This window comes from Rhodopseudomonas sp., from assembly GCF_048594845.1.
Lineage (GTDB): Bacteria > Pseudomonadota > Alphaproteobacteria > Rhizobiales > Xanthobacteraceae > Rhodopseudomonas.
This window is the reverse complement of the sequence record NZ_JBMDXE010000188.1, coordinates 1-18180: the sequence shown is the minus strand read 5'-3', so window position 1 is coordinate 18180 and position 18180 is coordinate 1. Positions and strand designations below refer to the sequence as shown.

At 65.5% G+C, this 18180-nt stretch carries 14 protein-coding genes, 1 tRNA gene and 1 pseudogene; 2 read left to right on the top strand and 14 right to left on the bottom strand.

Annotated elements, in window-relative coordinates; translation table 11 throughout:
* Positions 1 to 62 precede the first annotated feature (62 nt).
* The 4 genes from ACOJTD_RS12105 to aceK form a co-directional block, all read right to left on the bottom strand.
* Complete coding sequence (locus ACOJTD_RS12105; RefSeq protein ID WP_420133160.1) at positions 63 to 1601, bottom strand: S10 family peptidase; 1539 nt, start codon at positions 1599 to 1601, stop codon at positions 63 to 65.
* Positions 1602 to 2053: 452 nt separating this feature from the next.
* Entirely contained in the window at positions 2054 to 3007 is a 954-nt protein-coding gene (gene bchO / locus ACOJTD_RS12100; RefSeq protein WP_420133159.1) for an alpha/beta fold hydrolase BchO, read from the bottom strand.
* Positions 3008 to 3769: 762 nt separating this feature from the next.
* Positions 3770 to 4516, bottom strand: coding sequence for a sulfate transporter family protein (locus tag ACOJTD_RS12095; RefSeq protein ID WP_420133158.1), 747 nt, complete (start codon positions 4514 to 4516; stop codon positions 3770 to 3772).
* Between the two features lie 338 nt (positions 4517 to 4854).
* Positions 4855 to 6675: a bifunctional isocitrate dehydrogenase kinase/phosphatase gene (gene aceK / locus ACOJTD_RS12090; RefSeq protein WP_420133157.1), complete on the bottom strand. Its 1821-nt coding sequence runs from the start codon at positions 6673 to 6675 to the stop codon at positions 4855 to 4857.
* 317 nt (positions 6676 to 6992) lie between these two features.
* Between aceK and ACOJTD_RS12085 the strand changes: the two genes are divergently transcribed.
* Entirely contained in the window at positions 6993 to 8849 is a 1857-nt protein-coding gene (locus tag ACOJTD_RS12085; protein WP_420133156.1) for a phospholipase D-like domain-containing protein, read from the top strand.
* A gap of 96 nt (positions 8850 to 8945) precedes the next feature.
* Here ACOJTD_RS12085 and ACOJTD_RS12080 read toward each other — a convergent pair.
* The 5 genes and pseudogenes from ACOJTD_RS12080 to lepA all read right to left on the bottom strand — a co-directional run.
* Positions 8946 to 9068, bottom strand: a pseudogene (locus ACOJTD_RS12080) (DUF3018 domain-containing protein); the annotation flags it as partial.
* Between the two features lie 626 nt (positions 9069 to 9694).
* Positions 9695 to 9764: transfer RNA gene (locus tag ACOJTD_RS12075), tRNA-Asp, on the bottom strand.
* 10 nt (positions 9765 to 9774) lie between these two features.
* Positions 9775 to 10314, bottom strand: coding sequence for a hypothetical protein (locus ACOJTD_RS12070; protein ID WP_420133155.1), 540 nt, complete (start codon positions 10312 to 10314; stop codon positions 9775 to 9777).
* Positions 10315 to 10871: 557 nt separating this feature from the next.
* Entirely contained in the window at positions 10872 to 11066 is a 195-nt protein-coding gene (locus tag ACOJTD_RS12065; protein ID WP_420133154.1) for a DUF2283 domain-containing protein, read from the bottom strand.
* Between the two features lie 68 nt (positions 11067 to 11134).
* Positions 11135 to 12946 (bottom strand): translation elongation factor 4, encoded by a 1812-nt coding sequence (lepA, locus tag ACOJTD_RS12060; protein WP_420133153.1) that lies wholly within the window; start codon positions 12944 to 12946, stop codon positions 11135 to 11137.
* Between the two features lie 143 nt (positions 12947 to 13089).
* Between lepA and ACOJTD_RS12055 the strand changes: the two genes are divergently transcribed.
* Positions 13090 to 14625, top strand: coding sequence for a glycosyltransferase family 39 protein (locus ACOJTD_RS12055; protein WP_420133152.1), 1536 nt, complete (start codon positions 13090 to 13092; stop codon positions 14623 to 14625).
* 6 nt (positions 14626 to 14631) lie between these two features.
* Here the strand turns inward: ACOJTD_RS12055 and ACOJTD_RS12050 are convergent, their stop codons facing one another.
* The 5 genes from ACOJTD_RS12050 to ACOJTD_RS12030 form a co-directional block, all read right to left on the bottom strand.
* On the bottom strand, positions 14632 to 14958 hold the full coding sequence (locus tag ACOJTD_RS12050) for an HPr family phosphocarrier protein (protein WP_420133151.1): 327 nt from the start codon (positions 14956 to 14958) through the stop codon (positions 14632 to 14634).
* Positions 14959 to 14968: 10 nt separating this feature from the next.
* Positions 14969 to 15370: a PTS sugar transporter subunit IIA gene (locus ACOJTD_RS12045; protein ID WP_054160899.1), complete on the bottom strand. Its 402-nt coding sequence runs from the start codon at positions 15368 to 15370 to the stop codon at positions 14969 to 14971.
* A gap of 131 nt (positions 15371 to 15501) precedes the next feature.
* On the bottom strand, positions 15502 to 16026 hold the full coding sequence (locus ACOJTD_RS12040; RefSeq protein WP_420133150.1) for an HPr kinase/phosphorylase: 525 nt from the start codon (positions 16024 to 16026) through the stop codon (positions 15502 to 15504).
* Positions 16027 to 16036: 10 nt separating this feature from the next.
* A complete protein-coding gene (locus tag ACOJTD_RS12035; protein WP_420133149.1) occupies positions 16037 to 17836 on the bottom strand; it encodes a stimulus-sensing domain-containing protein in 1800 nt (599 codons plus the stop codon).
* 154 nt (positions 17837 to 17990) lie between these two features.
* A partial coding sequence (locus ACOJTD_RS12030; protein WP_420133148.1) for a winged helix-turn-helix domain-containing protein occupies positions 17991 to 18180 on the bottom strand: 190 nt, incomplete at its 5' end.

Sequence of the window (18180 nt, the reverse complement as noted above, 5' to 3'; positions counted from 1 at the left end):
CGAGCGCCTCAGGATGACGGCTCATAGGTTGTTGCCTGGATGGTTTGTTTCTTCGGGTGTTGTTACTTCATCATCGCCTTGACGTCGTCCCGCAGCGCTTGCCGCGAGGGGTCGTCGGCGTAGAACATGTGGCCGCCGGGATAGACGATCAGGTTGACGCGGTTCTGCGCCAGGGTCGGCGGTAGTTGGTCGAGCACGATCTGGTTGCCGAAATACGGCGCGGCGAGGTCGTACAGGCCGCCGGTGACCAGCACGCGAAGCTTCGGATCGACCGCGAGGATCTGGCGCAGCTGCGTCACGGATTCGACCGGATGCCGGCCGCGGCCGAAATCCCATTGGCCGGAGACCGCGCCGTTGAGCAACTGATACGAGCCGCTCGGCCGCCAATTGAGTTTGCTGCGGGTGAGGTCGACCGCCGCGCTGGTCAGCGGCGCGATCAGCGCGTCGGCGGAGGGGTCGCCGAACTGGCCGTCGCTGGAATCCGGAAATGGATCGAGGCCCTGCACCGAGCCGTCGAACCGGCCGGTGACCTTGCCGCTGGCGCGGGCGAATTCGCGCTGGAATTCGGAGGTGTCGAATCGTCCCGCCAATCGCCGGCTGACGGCCGGATCGATGCCGGTCAGCGCAGCGACGCGATCCGACAGGCGCTTGGTCGCGTCCTGATCGGCCTCGCCCTTGAGCAGATCTGCCAAGTACTCGCCGCGTGCGTAGGTCTCGACATCGGCCATCGCGGCGCGCGTGACCGGACCCTTCTGCTGCCGCGCCACCGCGGCCATGCTGGGCAGACGCGTCACATACTGTAGCAGGCTCGAGCCTGAGAGTTCGCGGAAGTCGAGCACCGGCGACACCAGGATCAGGCCCTTGATGCCGACGCCCTGCTTGGTCTGCAGGTCGCGCACCACGCGCGGGCCGCGAATGCCGCCATAGCTTTCGCCGGCGACGTATTTCGGCGACAGCAGCCGGTCGTGCGCTTCCAGCCAGCGGCGGATCACCAGCGACAGCGCCGCGATGTCGCCGTCGACAGAATAGAACTTCTTGCGCACGTCTTCGCCGGAGGCAACGAAACGGCTGTAGCCGGTGCCGACCGGGTCGATGAAGACGAGGTCGGTGAAATCGAGCCAGGTCTCGGCGTTCGGCAGCAGCGCCGGCGTCGCCGAGGCCGACGCGGCATCGCCGGCCAGCGGCAGCCGCCACGGCCCGGCAGCGCCGAGCTGCAGCCACGCCGAAGAGGCGCCCGGTCCGCCGTTGAACAGGAACGTCACCGGCCGGGTCCGCGCGTCGGCGCTATCGAGTTGATAGGCCGTGTAGGCGATGTCGGCCTGCGGCTCGCTCTTGTCGTTGAACAGCCGGATGCTGCCGGCAGTGGCGGTGAAGGCGAGGCTGCGCCCGGGGAGAGTCAGCGTCTGCTTGGTCATGGAATCGGGTGGCAGCCGATCGGCTTCCGTTTCGGAGGCTGCGGCCTTGCCGGTCGATCCGCCGCCGGCGGACTTGCCGTGCGCGGCGGCCGGTGCAGCGTCCTGCGCATGCAGCGGCGCCAGCGAGGTTGTGGCGACCAGCATCGCCAGCAACGCGACGCGGCAGAATCCGAGCGACCTCACCATGCGATCTCCTTGAGCATGCCCTCGCCGTCTGACGGGCGAGACAAATCGTTTCCAAGGAGCAATGCCGCCGAACTACGTCGGTTTAGCGACGAGGCCTGCGCTATCTCACAGGCCGTCAGGCGCGGGCTCGACCCGCCTGCGGGGCCGAAGCCCCTTCGGCGCGGCTAAGGCCCGCGCATCCATCGCGCGCGTCAGCGCGCCACAAGAGTCTTTGCAAAGAGGATGGATTGCCGGGTCGAGCCCGGCAATGACGGGAGGGGGAAGCACGGCCGCGCCCCATCCACCACCCGTCATCCGCCGCGCATGCGGGGGATCCAGTATTGCAGGGCATGCGCGTCATCACGAACGCTCTGGAATACTGGGTCGCCCGGACGAGCCGGGCGATGACGTTTGTGGGTGTGGAGAGGGCTTCGATCTTCCAGGGCAACGATGCGGGGTGTTTGGAGCGGTGATTACTCCGCCGCCGCCACCATCGGCGGGAGCAGCCCGACTTCGCGCGCCAGCTCGGTCATCAGACCGGCGACGTCGTGCGGGCGTTCTTCGTGGGCGAGGTGGCCGAGGCCCTGCATCACTTCGACGCGTGCGCCCGGCACCATCGCCTGCACGCGGGTCGCATCCTTCGCGGCGATGGTCTTGTCGTTGCTGCCGGCGATCAGCAGCAGGCGTGGCGCGAGCTGCGGCAGCTGCGCGGCGAGTTCGTCGAGTCGCCAGCTCGCCATCATCCGGATCGCCGCCGCGACATGGCCGGGACAGCCGACGAGGCGGCGATAGTAATCGATGCCGGCAGGCTCGAGTGATGAGCCGGTGTCGGCGACCATGCGTTCGACCATGCCGGGATTGCGGGCGAAGCGCGCTACAAGCCGCGGCACCAGCGCGCTGGTCGCCAGCATTCGTGCCAGCGGCAGCATGTAGCGGCTGGCGGCGCCGCCGATCGGCAGCAGCGCGGCGTTGAGGCCGACCAATGCGGACGGCGCGATACTGCCGTCGAGGCACATCCGCGCCGCCACCGCGGCGCCGGCCGAATGGCCCGCCACCATCACCGGCTGATGGCCGAGCCCCCGCAGCAGCGCGGCGAGATCCTGCGCCATCGCGGCCATCGACATCCGCGACGCGTCGGGGGTTTCGGTGAAGCCGTGGCCGGGCAGATCGGGCGCCACGACGGTGAAGTGCTCGGCGAGCAGCGGCGCCAGCATGCGCCAGGAATGCGTCGCCGCGCCCGTGCCGTGCAGCAGCAACACCACCGGTCCGCGGCCCATCTGCTGCACGTGCCAGCGCAGCCCGCCGGCATGCACGAAGGCGCTGGTCTGGCGATGCGGCCAGTCGAGGCCGTCTTCGGTCCAGTTCGGCTTGGCGAGCGATGCGGCGAAAGGCTTGCGGGGATGATTGTCGTTGAGGGCGCGCTGCATGCCGACGTTCTCGTTGTTGGGCGCATGGCACCATCGCCGGCGCAAGCTGTCAAATGCGGAGCGTTCGCAGGGTTCCAGGCGTGCGGCGGTTTATCTGAATGCTGGTAATTAGTTAGGGACCGGATCGCGCGCGCCGGAGTGACAACTCCCGCCATGGTGCACAAGAACAGCCGTCGGGATCATCCGGTTGACACCAGGCGTCAGCTGATCCGGACATTCGCGGCCAAGCGCGCGGCGACCGTGACGCGGGCGCCTGACGAAAACTGTCCGTGCCTCATGACAAGCGTGAAATCGTTCGTGAAACGCGTGATTCCGGTTTGAAGCCGGCCAAAGCAGTCCAATATCAGTCGCAACGAGCGCGTTCGACGGACCTGGTTGCTACCGGCTGCGGTGATCATCCACTCGATTCGTCACGCGCCCGGCTCGAACGGAGAGCCTTGCGATGAAGATGTCCCATTTCGCCAGCTTCGTGCTGATGATCGTCGGCGGCGCCGCGCAGGAAGTCGCGCATGCGGTGAAGCGCCGCTTCGGTAGTGAAGCGCGGGAGAAGTAAGCGCCGCCGCAGTAACCCAACGAAGCGTCATGCGCGGGCTTGACCCGCCTGCGCGGCCGAAGCCGCATCGGCGCGGCGAAGGCCCGCGCATCCATCGCGCGCGAAAGCGCGCAAGAGAAAGCTTCTTGAGAAGACGATGGATTGCCGGGTCAAGCCCGGCAATGACGTGGGTTGTTGTTGAGGCGCCCGGGCTGAGACGGCGACGCCGCTCAGCTCATTGTCACCCGACGCCGGTCCGGCGCGATGATTTCCGGGCGGGAGCCGGACAGGCGCTTGTGCAGATGGACCATGAAGGCCATGCCGAACAGCGGCGTCGCCAGATTGACGATCGGGATCGACACGAAGGCCGCGATGATCAGGCCGCCGATGAACACCGTGGTGGCGTTGTCGCGCCGCATCGCCTTGGCCTCGGCGGCGGGACGAAACCGCATCGCGGCCAGCTCGAAATATTCACGGCCGAGCAGCCAGGCGGTGGCGACGAAGAACACGATCACGCCGATGCCGCCGACCAGCAGGAACGGCAGCGCGATCAGATACACCAGGATGGTGAGCAGCGCGGTCTTGATCGTTTCGATCATCGCGATGCCGACCGGCAACGCCACGCCGGGCTGTTCGTTCGGATAGTACTCGCGCTCGACATGTTCGGCGGCTTCGTCGACGAAGATGCCGGCCACCAGCGAGGTCACCGCCGGCATCAGGAACACCGCACCGACCACGATGCCGAGCCCGGCCGCGATCGAGATCACCCACGACAGGATGTGCAGCGGCGTCTGAAAGCCGCCGAGCGCGGTCTCGGCCCACAGCTCGCTGGCGGACGCGCCCCAGCTCAGCAGCCGCTGCAGCGCGATCGCCGCCACCGCGATCAGCGCCAGCGCGAAGCCGATCGACCGCCACAGAATGGAGCGCATCGGCGGCGACAGAATCTGAGTCAGCGCCTTGATGGCGGCATCGAGCATGGGCGGGGATCCTCGTCCGAAAACAGCTTCGAACAGGTAGAGGCGGCGGCGGGGTTCGGCAAGGGCGGGGATTGCCGACGCATTGCCAAGCCATGGTTCGCCTACGGCGCTCGCCACACACTCCGCCTCATCCTGAGGAGCCGCGCGCCGCGCGGCGTCTCGAAGGATGGGCCGCGCCACGCCCTTGGTGCGCGCGTTGCCCTGCAGCTCATCCTTCGAGACGCCCGGCGTCGCCGGGCTCCTCAGGATGAGGGCTGGTTGGTTTGGCCGTGTCCCGCTCGATTGAGCCGCCGCAGGAGCCGCGCAGGAGCCAGGAAACAAGACCGGGAGCTTGACCTTTAGGCCCGCAGCCGCCTTGCCGCCGGGTAGTTCATCACCCGCCGCACTTTGCCCGCGCGCAGCGCCTGCTGCAGGCCTTGCCAATACTCCGCCTGCATCAGCTCCGGATGCGCGTCGCGGAAGACGCGGCGGAGAGACGGGTCGTCGATGCGCAGGCCGTCGAGCATGTCGGCGGGGCGGAACACGACGCCGTCTTCGAACTCGATGCGCGGTTCATCGGGCCTGCGCACCTTGACGGCGGTGAGCGGCTCGACCGCGTCGTAGTCGAACAGATACACCTTGCGGATGCGGCTGACGCCGTAGTTGCGGCCGTCGAGGTCCTTGTTGAAGATATCGGCTGCGGCGTTGTTCTTGATGCAGTCGCCGAGGTTGACCACCGCGGCGCGGGCGTCGCCGGGCTTCGCCGTGCCGAGATAGAGCGGCAGCGGCGTCAGCTTGATCTGCACGATCAGATGCCGGAACACCAGCGCGCCGCGCTCCATCGTCACCGTCCCGATGCCGGCCTCGAGCAGCTCGTCGAGCAGATCCGGCGCGAACATGGTGCGATCGAGCTTGACGTTGGAATAGATGATGTTGTCGAGCATCGAGCCGGCGCGGTCGATCTCGTGCACCAGATTGTATTTGCGCAGCACCGCGTCCAGACCGTCGAAATAATCGAACTTGTAGTCGTCGGTCGGATGGTCGCGGATGATCTTCAGCACATAAGCCGAGGACGGCATGGTGAAGGCGATCGCCACCGTGCCCTTGAAGCCCGGCGCGGTGGCGAGCCGCTCTTTGCTGCGCTGATGCTCGGCGAGGATCTCGGTCATCACCGCGACCTTGCCGAGGTGATGGAAGCCGATGCAGGAATATTGCGTGCCGAGCGGCCGCTTCGGCATCAGCTCGTAGAGGAGCCGCGCCAGCTCGTGATAATGCGGGTTGGTGGCGTGGTAATTAGCGAGCGTCGACGAGAAGGCGAATTGCAGCTCGTCGCTGTCGGTCAGCACGGCATCGACGACCAAGCCGTCGTCCTCATTGAGCAGCGCGATCAGCAGCGGGATGCTGCGTAGCGGCATGTCGGCGTGCTCGCGCAGCTTGACGCGGCCGATCAGGCAGGCGCCGCGATTGCGGAAGAAGCCGGACTGCGCGATCTCGATCCGCGCCGGCTCGCCGTCCCGCGGGCCGAGCGGCTCCAGTGCCGCTTCGATCGCAGCCGCCGCAAGCGCGGCGTCGCCGTCGAGATCGCGCCACGGCGCATCCAGGCCAGCGCTGAGGAGAATGTCGCGGATCACCGCCGGGCGGATCGGCAGCGTCGTCACCGTGGCGTCGAGGATCGGCGCTGACGAGGCCGGCGGCCGCGCCGCCGGGCCGGAATCGTAGGACACCGGCCGCCACTCGTCGTCGACCAGCTTGCGGCGCAGCGAATGCCAGAACGCGAAGGCGAAGTCGGCCTCGTAGCGGCCGGCGATTGCCGCCAGCAGCTCGGCCTCGGCGCGCGACCAGAGCTGCTCGTGCTTGACCAGCTCGGGCAGGCCGGCCTTCAGCGGCGGCACCAGCTGGTCGATGCAGGTGGTGTAGAGCCCGATCCGCGCCTTCGACAGCCGCACCGTCAGCGACCAGTCGCGCGCCTCGAACGCCGCCTTGGCGAGCGCCGGAATCCGCCGCGACACCGCGTAGTACTGATCGAACGCCGCCAGCACAACCCGCGCCAGAATGCGTGCCTGATCGTCCGGATCGTCGCTGCGCACCAGCGCGTCGAGCAGGTCGGCATCCGGCTCGGCGATGCGAATGGCGGCGTCGAATTCGGGAGCGAGCGGCAAGGTGGTGATCGGGGTGGTCATCTGCATTGTCCAGGCCCGCGCGATCGCATATCCGGCGGGCGTCGTGGTCGATCCTCACAGCATGCGGCGGGCCGCGTCGGCGCAGCGTGATCTGTCGCAAACATCGGCGTCGCGATGCGCGGCAATTCGGCGCGGGCGATGCCGGCTGCGAGCCGAAATTGTGCGGATTTGGTCAGTCGCGCTTTCGCAGCGCAGCCAAAGCGTCATCGCATTTTGCTACCATGCCACCTCCCGCGCCGATTGCGGGCGCGCGGCGGCGTGCGATAATGCGCCGATTAGCAGATTGATAGTTTCAGATCATTTTCAGGGAGGCCGAGATGGCCAAGGTCGTTGCGACGAAGGGCAGCCTGACACTGGTCGCGTATCGGGGCGACGCCAAGACGCTGCTGGCGTTCAACCTCGCCAGCAAGGCGGACGGCAAGAACCTCGCCGGCTTCACCATCCAGGCCCAGCCGCAGGGCGGCGCCGCGTACTACATCTACAACGAGCTGCAGTTCAAGACGCCGGCCGACCACGCCCAGGACCCGAAGGAGCCGGCGCGCTCCAGCATCAACGCGCCGATTCACAAATTCCGCTGGCTGCATGTGCCCGGCGTCAATCACCAGGGGCTGACGCCGTTTCTCGGCCCCTACACCTACACGGTGACGCCGCGCTATTTCGACGACGGCGTGCTGCTGCCGCTCGATCCTGCGCTTAGTGCTTCCGTGAAGGTCGAAGTCAATCATTTCGCCAAGGCCGGGCTCGAACTCGGCTTCACCCGCGGCTACACCCAGTCGCAGGCCTTCGTGAATCATTTCGGCCTGAAGGCGAAGATCCAGCCGGCCGGGCACGAGCTGCTGTTCGACACCTCGGAAGTCTCCGGCACCAATGCGCGCGGCGAGACCTTCACCTACGCGGACGAATATCAGTGGCTCGGCTTCACCGCGCGCGAGAAGATGTTCGCGATCCTCGACGAGGTGCTGGCCGACAAGTCTCTCACGATCGATGTGTTCGCCTACGACCTCAATGAGCCCGACCTGATCCAGCGCCTGCTCAAGCTCGCCAAGCAGGGCCGCATCCGCATCATCCTCGACAACGCCGCGCTGCATCACAGCGCCAGCGATCCCAAGCCCGAGGACGAATTCACCGAGCTGTTCGAAAAGGCGGCCGGTAAACGCGAGCTGATCAAGCGCGGCCATTTCGGCCGCTACGCGCACGACAAGGTGTTCATCGTCTCCCGCGTCGGGGCGCGCAAGACCAGCCCCGTCAAGGTGATGACCGGCTCGACCAATTTCTCGGTGACCGGTCTCTACGTCAATTCCAACCACATCGTGATCTACACCGACGCGCAGGTCGCCGGCCTCTATGCCGGCGTGTTCGAAGAGGTGTGGGCCACCGACGTCAAGAAGGCGGCGTTCATCAAGTCAGACTGGTCGCAGCAGACCTTCTCGACGACCTCGAAGACCACGCCGGCCACCGACTTCACCTTCGCGCCGCACGACGACGACGGCGCCGCCCGCGCGCTCGATCCGATCGTGGGTCGCATCGCCAAGGAAGCCAAGGTGCGCAAGGGCAAGGGCAGCGTGCTGTTCGCCGTGATGGAGATGGCCAATGGCAACAGCCCGGTCTACGAGGCGCTGAAGACGCTGCACAAGAACACGAATATCTTCAGCTTCGGTATCTCGGACAATCCGGACGGCATCTATCTGTATCCGCTCGGCAAGACGACGGGCGTGCTCGTGACCGGCAAGCCGGTCGACACCCAGCTGCCGCCGCCGTTCAACCAGGTGCCGAACATCGGCGGCGTCAAACACCAGATCCACCACAAATTCGTGGTGTGCGGCTTCAACGGCGACGACCCCGTGGTGTTCTGCGGCTCCTCCAACCTCGCCACCGGCGGCGAGACCAACAACGGCGACAACCTGCTGGCGATCCGCGACGGCGACGTCGCCACCGTGTTCGCGATCGAGGCCTTGGCGCTGGTCGACCACTTCAACTTCCTCGACAGCGTCGCCCGCAACGACAAGAGCAAGACCGCCAAGCAGAAAACCAAAGCCAAGTCAGCCGCGCCAAAAGCCTCCAAAGCCCAAGCCGCCGTCGACGCCGGCTGGTTCCTCGGCACCACGGACGCATGGGTGAAGAAGTACTTTGACCCGAAGGATCTGCATGCGGTGGATCGGGTGTTGTTTGGGTAGAGGGGGGCAAGTAGTCCCGTAGCCCGGATGAGCGAAGCTACATCCGGGGAGCGCAACGCACCTTTAAAGACCCGGATGCCGCTACGCTCATTCGGACTACGAGTGCCTCCACGCCTCCCAATCGGTGACCTGCTCGATCCAATCATCAAGCGCATCATTCTCGGGATGGCTCGCCATCATCGCGGCTTCGCGGGGGAGATCGGCCAGAAACTGGGGATCGCGCGTGTCCGCCCGCTGTGCACAATCGCGGCATTAGGCAGCAAATCACCAAGCCACGGGTTCCAGCTTCTGTGTGATTCACACGCAATGCAAGCATGTCAGATACAATCCGACGCCCCCGCACAGAGACTTACGATAATACCGTTTCCGGCTGGCTGACGAAGCGCGCCGACCTGTTCAACGAGGTCGTCCGCATCCGGGACCGCCTGGCCGATATCAAAAACGAGCTATCTCCGATGTATGACGCCTCAACAATGTTGCGCAGCCAGAGCTTGGCTTGACTGGTCCCAGGATGAGCTAGCTCAAGCCGCAAGCGTTTCCCTTTAGACCGTGCGGGAGTTTCAAAGACCCGCCGCGTGCCCCATTGAGAACAATCTAGCGGCAATGAAAGCTGCATTGGTCAACGGCGGAACCTTATTCATTGATGACGAAATCTAGCGCGGCATATCCATGCCGCGCTAGACGAGATCGCTGATTCTGATATATTATTTGGGCTGGGTAGCCTGTCATTCTAATAAGGCGGCTTGCCACATGGGATACTCCTAGACCTCCCCGTAGGGGTTTAGGGGTTGCGCTTGCCGGATGGGTCAGTTTCCTAGGCCGATCCCATACGGCGGTGAATACGGTGGAGATGGAGGGACTCGAACCCTCGTGCACGCCAGGTGGACAACCGACCGCACGCACCATGCCATCCCCGATGGAGGGCTCAGCTGAAAATATCGGCTGGGCCCTCTGTATTTTTTGACGGTTTCTGATTGATGCGGCTCGCTAGAGCCACCTTGCGACCGTCTCGAACGACCTTTTTCCCCTTCATGTTGGAAAGCGTCGGTGAAATCGACGCCATCGGGATGTCTTTGCCGTACCACTTTGCTGCGTCTTGGATTTCGTTGGCGGTCATCCAAGGATTTGAATTGATGAGCAGGACGTGGGTAATCGCCTCCTCCACAGTCATCGCGGCGACATTTACCGCATGAAGGGGTGGAGCGACCAAGTCTGACACGCCTTTGAGCAACGTCGGCGGGGGTGAAATGGGAGGGGGCGGCGGGGGCGACGCACTGGCAAACAGGCGCTCCAAAACCCTTTCCGCCACTGCCAGTTCCTGATCTTCTACCAAGAGCGCAGCGATGCTGTCTTCGTGACGCTTTCGCTCGGCCGCGTTTTGGGCGCGGCGTCGCTTCACGTCTTCAAGGCTTGGGTTTGGTGTTTCCATGAGCCAGAAGATAGACGATTCCTTTGTCTGGATCAAGCCGTAGATTTAGAAAATCAATGTTGGAACCCGTAAATCAAGGCTGACAAAAATGTCAGGTTGATGTGACAGCTTGTCCAGCTTGGTGTTTGCTGCCTAAGGCCACACAATCGGCCGCTTGCCCCGCGCCCGCAGCTGCTCGATGAGGGACGCCGCAGGGTCGGCCGCCGTTTGGAAGCCCGGCTTATCGGGATCGGTTGGCGTAACGGCAACGTAACAGATCGGATATCGCCTTCAACGAAGACGCTGATTTCGACCTGGCCGAACGGCTATGATTGGGACCCGATCGCCCGGCACGACGAGATGGAAGCCGCCGGCGAATGACGGCCGTTTGGGGGATGCGGTGGAGGAGCAGGCGGATCGCTACTCCGCAGCGTTGCCCGCATTGCCGGGCGGCTTCCGGATCATAAGTGATTCCGATTGAGATTTCGCCCCGCGACTGCGATCGACCAATGCATTGTAGACAAACGCTCGCGGTTCTTTCCAGCACGTAACCGCAAGAATCTAACAACCCATGCGAAGCCTGATGCACAGCATTGGAGTTTATGATCGTTCTGCTAGGCAGCATCCGTCAGTAACTCGGCTGCCAACTGCGCGCGTGCATCAAGTAGTTCGATGCCGACGATGCGGCCATTGGCGTCGTAATCGAAGATGACGTTCGGGGCGACTTCAGCGCTTTCCAGAATCTCGCCGCGCGGCAAGCGGATGTAGGCCGCATTGTCCTCGGGCTGGTATTTGACGATCGGGCTCATCTCGGGCCTCGTGTATCTCGATCGAGACAACCACGTTCCCCGCTATTGGTGTCATGCCTGCCGACGGATCAACTATCCACCTTCAACGCCGCAATGAACGCTTCCTGCGGAATGTCCACCTTGCCGAACTGGCGCATCTTTTTCTTGCCCTCCTTCTGCTTCTCCAGAAGTTTGCGCTTTCGGGTGATGTCGCCGCCGTAGCACTTGGCGGTGACGTCCTTGCGCAGGGCGCGGACGGTTTCGCGGGCGATGACCTTGCCGCCGATCGCCGCCTGGATCGGGATCTGGAACATGTGCGGCGGGATCAGTTCCTTCATCTTCTCGACCATGGCGCGGCCGCGGCCTTCGGCGCGGGTCCGGTGCACCAGCATCGACAGCGCGTCGACCGGCTCGGCGTTGACGAGGATCTGCATCTTGACGAGATCCGCCGGCTTGTAGTCGGTGAGGTGATAGTCGAACGAGGCGTAGCCCTTCGACACGCTCTTGAGCCGGTCGTAAAAGTCGAACACCACTGCGTTGAGCGGCAGTTCGTACTTCACCATGGCGCGGGCGCCGACGTAAGTCAGCTCCTTCTGATTGCCGCGGCGGTCCTGGCACAGCTTCAGCACCGAGCCCAAGTACTCGTCGGGCGTCAGGATGGTGGCTTCGATCCACGGCTCCTGGATCTCGGCGATCTTGACCACGTCCGGCATGTCTACTGGGTTGTGGATCTCCATCTCGGTGCCGTCGGTGAGCTTCATGTGATAGATCACGGACGGCGCGGTCGCGATTAGATTGAGATCGAACTCGCGGCTGAGCCGCTCCTGGATGATCTCCAGATGCAGCAGGCCGAGGAAGCCGCAGCGGAAGCCGAAGCCGAGCGCCGCGCTGGTTTCCATCTCGAACGAGAAGCTGGCGTCGTTGAGGCGTAGTTTGCCCATCGCGGCACGCAGCGTTTCGAAATCGTCGGCGTCGACCGGGAACAGGCCGCAGAACACTACGGGGATGGCCGGCTTGAAGCCCGGCAGCATCTCGGTGATCGGCTTCTTGTCGTCGGTGATGGTGTCGCCGACGCGGGTGTCGGCGACTTCCTTGATGGCGGCGGTGATGAAGCCGACTTCGCCCGGGCCGAGCTCGTCGACATTGACCATCTTGGGCGTGAAGAAGCCGACGCGCTCGACATCGTAGGCGGCGCCGGTGCCCATCATGCGGATGCGCTGGCCCTTCTTCAGCACGCCGTCGACGACGCGCACCAGCACGACGACGCCGAGATAGACGTCGTACCAGCTGTCGACCAGCAGCGCCTTGAGCGTCGCGTCGCGGTCGCCCTTCGGCGGCGGCAGCCGGGTGACGATCGCTTCCAGCACGTCGGGCACGCCGACGCCGGTTTTGGCCGAGATCATCACCGCGTCGGAGGCGTCGAGGCCGATGACATCCTCGATCTGCTGCTTGACCTTGTCGGGCTCGGCGGCCGGCAGGTCGACCTTGTTGAGCACCGGGACGATTTCGTGGTTGGCGTCAAGCGCGTGATAGACGTTGGCGAGCGTCTGCGCCTCGACGCCCTGCGAGGCGTCGACGACCAGCAGCGAGCCTTCGCAGGCGGCCAACGACCGCGACACCTCGTAGGCGAAGTCGACGTGGCCGGGCGTGTCCATCAGGTTGAAGATGTAGTCCTTGCCGTCCTTGGCACGGTAGTGCAGGCGCACGGTCTGCGCCTTGATGGTGATGCCGCGCTCGCGCTCGATATCCATCGAATCGAGCACCTGCTCCTTGCCGGCCATTTCACGGTCGGACATGCCGCCGGTGATCTGGATCAGGCGGTCGGCGAGCGTCGACTTTCCATGGTCGATATGGGCGACGATGGAGAAGTTGCGGATGTTGTCGATGGGGACGGTGGTCATGGCCGCGAGATAGCACCCGGACTCCGGCCCGGCAAGGCGAACGGACGGCGCAACCGCCCGAAAAACCGCCGCTTTTGGCGTGCTTGACGGGACCGGCGGAAGCGGATCATGTCCGCCGCGCCTGCCTCCAGCCCAGGGTCCGGATGACCTCGCTTGCCACTTCCCGCGCCCCGCCCTTGATCGATCGCTGGATCGACGCGCTGCTCGATCCGAAGCGGCAGGACCGCACCGTCGTGCTGTCGCTGGCGGTCTATACGGCGATCTGGACCGCGTACCGGACCATCGCCACCTGGCCGCGCGACGTTCATGCCGACGTCTCCGAGCTGTATGCCTGGTCGCGGCATCTGGCGTTCGGCACCGACAAGCACCCGCCGTTCTCGGCCTGGGTGACGCGCGCGTGGTTCAGCGTGGTGCCGGTGTCCGACGTCACGTTCCATCTGCTGGCAACCGTCAACATCGCACTGACGCTGTACATCGCCTGGCGGACGATGCGGCGCTATCTCGCGCCCGAAAAAGCGCTGTTCGGGCTGGCGCTGCTGACCTTCATCCCGTTCTTCAATTTCATCGCGCTGAAATACAACGCCAATGCGGTGCTGCTGCCGCTCTGGGCGCTGACGATTTACGGCTTCCTGCGGGCGTTCGAGGCGCGGGGCTGGCTGTGGCCGGCGCTGGCCGGGCTGTTCGCCGGCGCCGCGATGCTCGGCAAATACTGGTCGATCGTGCTGGTCGGCGCGCTCGGGCTGGGCGCGCTGCTGGATCCGCGGCGCGGGCGGTTCTTTGCGTCGCCGGCGCCGTGGCTGATGATCGTTGTCGGCGCCCTGGTGCTGGCGCCGCATGTTGCCTGGCTGGTGGCGCACCGGTTTCCGTCCTTCGCCTATGCGGCCGCGCACGAGTCCGACGGCTTCGTCCATAACTTGCTCGATACGCTGAGCTATCTGGCCGGCTGCGTCGGCTATGCGGCGGTGGCGCTGATCGTCTGGGCGGCGCTGCTGCGGCCGTCGCGCGCGGCGCTGGCCGAAAGCGCCTGGCCGGCCGACCCGCAGCGCCGGCTGATCGTCACCATCCAATTGCTGATGCTGGTGCTGCCGGCCCCGGTGGCGCTGGTCAGCGGCATCCGCATCGTCCCGCTGTGGACGATGCCGGCCTGGACGCTGCTGCCGATCGTGCTGCTGTCGTCGCCGCTGATCACCGTGAGCCGCGACGCGCTGCGCAAGGTGCTGATTGGCGCCGCCGCGCTGGCGCTGGCGATCCTGGCGGCGGCGCCGGGCGTCGCGGTGGTGATCCACACCACCAGCCATCCGGAGCCGTTCGAATACGCCTCGCTGCTCGCCGACGATATCGCGCGGGAATGGCAGCGCCACAGCACCCAGCCGATCGGGCTGGTGGCAGGCGAGACCGTGCTGGCGGAGAACACAGCATATTACCTGCGGACCGATACGCAGTCGTTCGAGCGGTCGGACCTCGCGGCGCTCAAGGCGGAAGCGACGGCGCGCGGCGCCGCACTGGTGTGCTCGGCAACCGATCAGGGGTGTCTTGCGATCGCCGAGCAGATCGTGGCGGGGCAGAAGCAGATTCTGCGCAGCAAGGTCTGGCTCAGCCGGCCGCTGTTCGGCCTCGCCGGCGGCACCGTGCAGGACGTGTTCTTCCTGGTGTTGCCGGAGACAGCCGTCCCGAAGTAAGCGGGCTTACTCTTCTTCGCCGAACTTGCTGGCCATCAGCTCGGCCAGCGCGTCGACGGCTTCCTTGGCCTGCGGGCCGGTGGCCGAGACGATCACGCTGGTGCCGATGCCGGCCGCCAGCATCATCAGGCCCATGATCGACGTTCCGCCGACGGTTTCGCCGTTGCGCGTCACCGTGATGTCGGCGTCGAACTTCTCGGCCATCTGTACGAATTTGGCCGAGGCCCGGGCGTGCAGGCCGCGCTTGTTGGTGACGGGAATCTCGCGGGAGACTTTTCCGGCGGGCGAACCTGCCTCGGCGTCGGGCGCGGTCTGGGGCAGGTCTGCGGTCATCTGTTTGCGGTCATTTGCCGGCCAAGACGCGGCTGGCGATGGTGACGTATTTGCGGCCGGCCTCCTGGGCCAGTGCGATGGCATCGGGAAGCGTCCGCTCCTCGCGGACCTTGGCCAGCTTCACCAGCATCGGCAAATTGATGCCCGCGAGCACTTCGACTTTCGGCCGGCTCATGCAGGAGATCGCCAGGTTCGACGGCGTGCCGCCGAACATGTCGGTGAGAATTGCCACACCGTCGCCGCTGTCGACGCGATTCACCGCCTCGATGATGTCGCTGCGACACAAATCGGCGTCATCCTCGGCGCCGATCGTGACGGCTTCGATTTGTTTCTGCGGCCCCATCACGTGTTCCAGCGCTGCCTTGAACTCGTCGGCAAGGCGCCCGTGGGTCACAAGTACCAGACCAATCATCGGAAACTCCTCGCGGGCGCTTCTTGGGTGCACCGCGCGAACGGGTCACTTTGACCATCCAGAGCCCCTATGCAAGGGGGTCTTCGCGATTCTCCTTCCGACCGAAGGACAAACCGGGAACCAGGGCGGGTCTAATCAGTGACGATAGTGTGGCTCATATGGTTACCAAAATCCTTCCAACAATCGTCCAACTGTGTCGCAGGGGCCAGCCCGTCGCCCGTCGTCAGAGCCGCCACCACCAAGGGCAGCGGATCGTAGTCTGTGCCGACCGGAATCCGCGGCAATTGGACGCCGTCCACTTCCACAGCCAAGGCGGCGGCGTCCGGCAGCCGGCCCGCATCGACCGCGGCGAGGTCGACGACCAGGCCGACCGCAGCTTCGGCGGCGTAGGGGCAGCGCCGGATGCCGAGGCCGCGAACCTCGATCAGCCCGGCGAGGTCGGGCACCGGCCTGACCCATAGCGCGCCGCCGCGCCGTTCCAGCAAGACACGGTCGTCGCCGATCAGTTCCGCCGGTGGGATCTGGCGGCTGCGCCCTGCGACGATCAGCGCAAAGGCGAGGCGGGATTTGCCGGTGCCGCTGGGACCACGGATCAGCACCGCCCGCTCGCCGACCTTGACGGCGGTGGCGTGGATGCTGGGCGCTGCCGCGGTCATGTCGCCGCACTCATATCGAAGGCAGCCGCACCACGAAGCGGGCGCCCGCAACGGTCGGCTCGCCGTCGGCGTCGCGCGGGCCGGGGCGGTTCTCGGCGCGGATCTTGCCGCCATGGGCCTCGACGATCTGCTTGGAGATCGACAGGCCGAGGCCGGAATTCTGGCCGAAGCCCTGATGCGGCCGGTCGGTGTAAAAGCGCTCGAAGATCTTGTCGAAGGCGTCGTCGCGGATGCCCGGGCCTTCGTCGTCGACCACGATCTCGATCTCGGTCTTGCGGCGGCGGCAAACGATCTGGACCTTGCCGCCCTCGCGGGAGAACGACTGCGCGTTCGACAGCAGGTTGGAAATCACCTGGCCCAGCCGCGAATCATGGCCGGGCACCGAAAAGGTGTCGGTCGGCGCCCCCTCGAATCGGACATCGACCGCCGCATGGGTGCCGAGCCGGGTCTCGTTGGCGACCAGCGTCAGCGTCGTCAGCAGCCGGCGCAGGTCGACCGGGGCGGCGTCCTGGCGCTGCAACTCGGCGTCGAGCCGGCTGGCGTCGGAAATGTCGGAGATCAGCCGGTCGAGCCGTTTGACGTCGTGCTCGATCACCGCCAGCAGCCGGCCGCGGCTCTTCTCGTTCTTGGCCAGCGGCAGCGTCTCGACCGCGGAACGCAGCGAGGTCAGCGGATTTTTCAGTTCGTGCGAGACGTCGGCCGCGAACGCTTCGATCGCCTCGATGCGGTTATACAGCGAATCGGTCATGTCGCGCAGCGCGCCGGACAGATGGCCGATCTCGTCGCGCCGCGTGGTGAAGTCGGGGATCTCGACGCGTGCGCGGATGCGACGGCGGACGCGCTCGGCGGCGTCGGCGAGCCGGCGCACCGGGCCCGCGATGGTCGAGGCCAGCAGCACCGACAGCACGAACATCACCACCGCGGCGACACCGAAGACTTTGAGGATCGCCAGCCGCTCGGCGGTGACCATCTGGTCGATGTCGTCGCCCTGGGTCGACAGCATCAGGGCGCCATGGATGGCGCGGAAGCGCTGCACCGGCACCGCGACCGAGACGATGATCTCGCCGCGGTCGTTGATCCGGACCATCGAGTTCTTCTGGCCCTTCAGCGAGTCGGCGACTTCCTGATAGCCGTTGCCGTTCTCGGGTCCGAGCTCGCGATAGAGCGGCAGGTCGCCGCGATTGAGCCAGGTGCGGATCGCGATCATGGCGCGCTCGACCACGCCCGGTTTCTCGATCGCGGGCGGCGGCAGCTCGAACCGCATCACGTCGCCGCGGCCATACAGGCTGCGGCTGTCGAGGATCAGCACGCCGTCGCGGTCATAGATGCGGGCGCGCGTCTTGGTCGGCGAGATCAGCCGCCGCAGCACCGGCGCGACGCGCTCCGGATTGATCGGAAAATCCAGCACCGCGTATTCGTCCGGCGGCCCGTAGGTCTCGCCGGGCTTGAGGTCGAGCAGCCGGTCCGGATCGATCGTGATGGTGTTGGTCTCGACCGTCGCCGAGGCGGCGATCGCGCCGGCGATGATTTCGGCCTGCACCAGCAGGCTCTGGGCCCGGGCGTCGATCAGGCCGGCGCGGAATTGCGACAGGTACAGAATGCTGGTGGAGAGTGCGAGCAGGCCGGCGAGATTGAGCGACAGGATGCGCCGCGTCAGGCTGGAGAAGCTCAGCGTGAAGAAGAACTGCCCGGCGCGGCGCAGCCACGCAATCGGCCGCCGCCATGGCGGTGCGGTCGCCACGACATCGTCGGGCTCGGGGCCGTCGTCCCCGGCTCGGTGGTCTTGATCAGGCGCGGTGCGATCCAGCAATGGCCAAGCCTGCCCGGATGTTGGCGATCAGCGATGTATCGTGGCGTATGATCGTGTCCGAAAACCGGTATCCGCTTTTCGGGATCATCCGCCAAGCATATCGCAGCGCGGTGGCGGCGTCAGGCGTTGCGAGCCGCCCGACGCCGCGACGCGTTCAGGTTTCCGTGAAGCGATAACCGACGCCGTACAGGGTCTCGATCATCTCGAAGTCGTCGTCGACCATCTTGAACTTCTTGCGCAGCCGCTTGATGTGGCTGTCGATGGTGCGGTCGTCGACATAGACCTGATCGTCATAGGCGGCGTCCATCAGCGCGTTGCGGCTCTTCACCACGCCGGGCCGGGTC

What these genes read in the sequence shown, in the direction of transcription:
- bchO (WP_420133159.1), bottom strand. Translation starts at nt 3,007, where the DNA reads ATGCAGCGCGCCCTCAACGACAATCATCCCCGCAAGCCTTTCGCCGCA.
- ACOJTD_RS12065 (WP_420133154.1), bottom strand. Translation starts at nt 11,066, where the DNA reads ATGAGCCCGATCGTCAAATACCAGCCCGAGGACAATGCGGCCTACATC.
- ACOJTD_RS12040 (WP_420133150.1), bottom strand. Translation starts at nt 16,026, where the DNA reads ATGACCGCGGCAGCGCCCAGCATCCACGCCACCGCCGTCAAGGTCGGC.
- ACOJTD_RS12055 (WP_420133152.1), top strand. Translation starts at nt 13,090, where the DNA reads ATGACCTCGCTTGCCACTTCCCGCGCCCCGCCCTTGATCGATCGCTGG.
- ACOJTD_RS12050 (WP_420133151.1), bottom strand. Translation starts at nt 14,958, where the DNA reads ATGACCGCAGACCTGCCCCAGACCGCGCCCGACGCCGAGGCAGGTTCG.
- aceK (WP_420133157.1), bottom strand. Translation starts at nt 6,675, where the DNA reads ATGACCACCCCGATCACCACCTTGCCGCTCGCTCCCGAATTCGACGCC.
- ACOJTD_RS12105 (WP_420133160.1), bottom strand. Translation starts at nt 1,601, where the DNA reads ATGGTGAGGTCGCTCGGATTCTGCCGCGTCGCGTTGCTGGCGATGCTG.
- ACOJTD_RS12085 (WP_420133156.1), top strand. Translation starts at nt 6,993, where the DNA reads ATGGCCAAGGTCGTTGCGACGAAGGGCAGCCTGACACTGGTCGCGTAT.
- ACOJTD_RS12095 (WP_420133158.1), bottom strand. Translation starts at nt 4,516, where the DNA reads ATGCTCGATGCCGCCATCAAGGCGCTGACTCAGATTCTGTCGCCGCCG.
- lepA (WP_420133153.1), bottom strand. Translation starts at nt 12,946, where the DNA reads ATGACCACCGTCCCCATCGACAACATCCGCAACTTCTCCATCGTCGCC.
- ACOJTD_RS12045 (WP_054160899.1), bottom strand. Translation starts at nt 15,370, where the DNA reads ATGATTGGTCTGGTACTTGTGACCCACGGGCGCCTTGCCGACGAGTTC.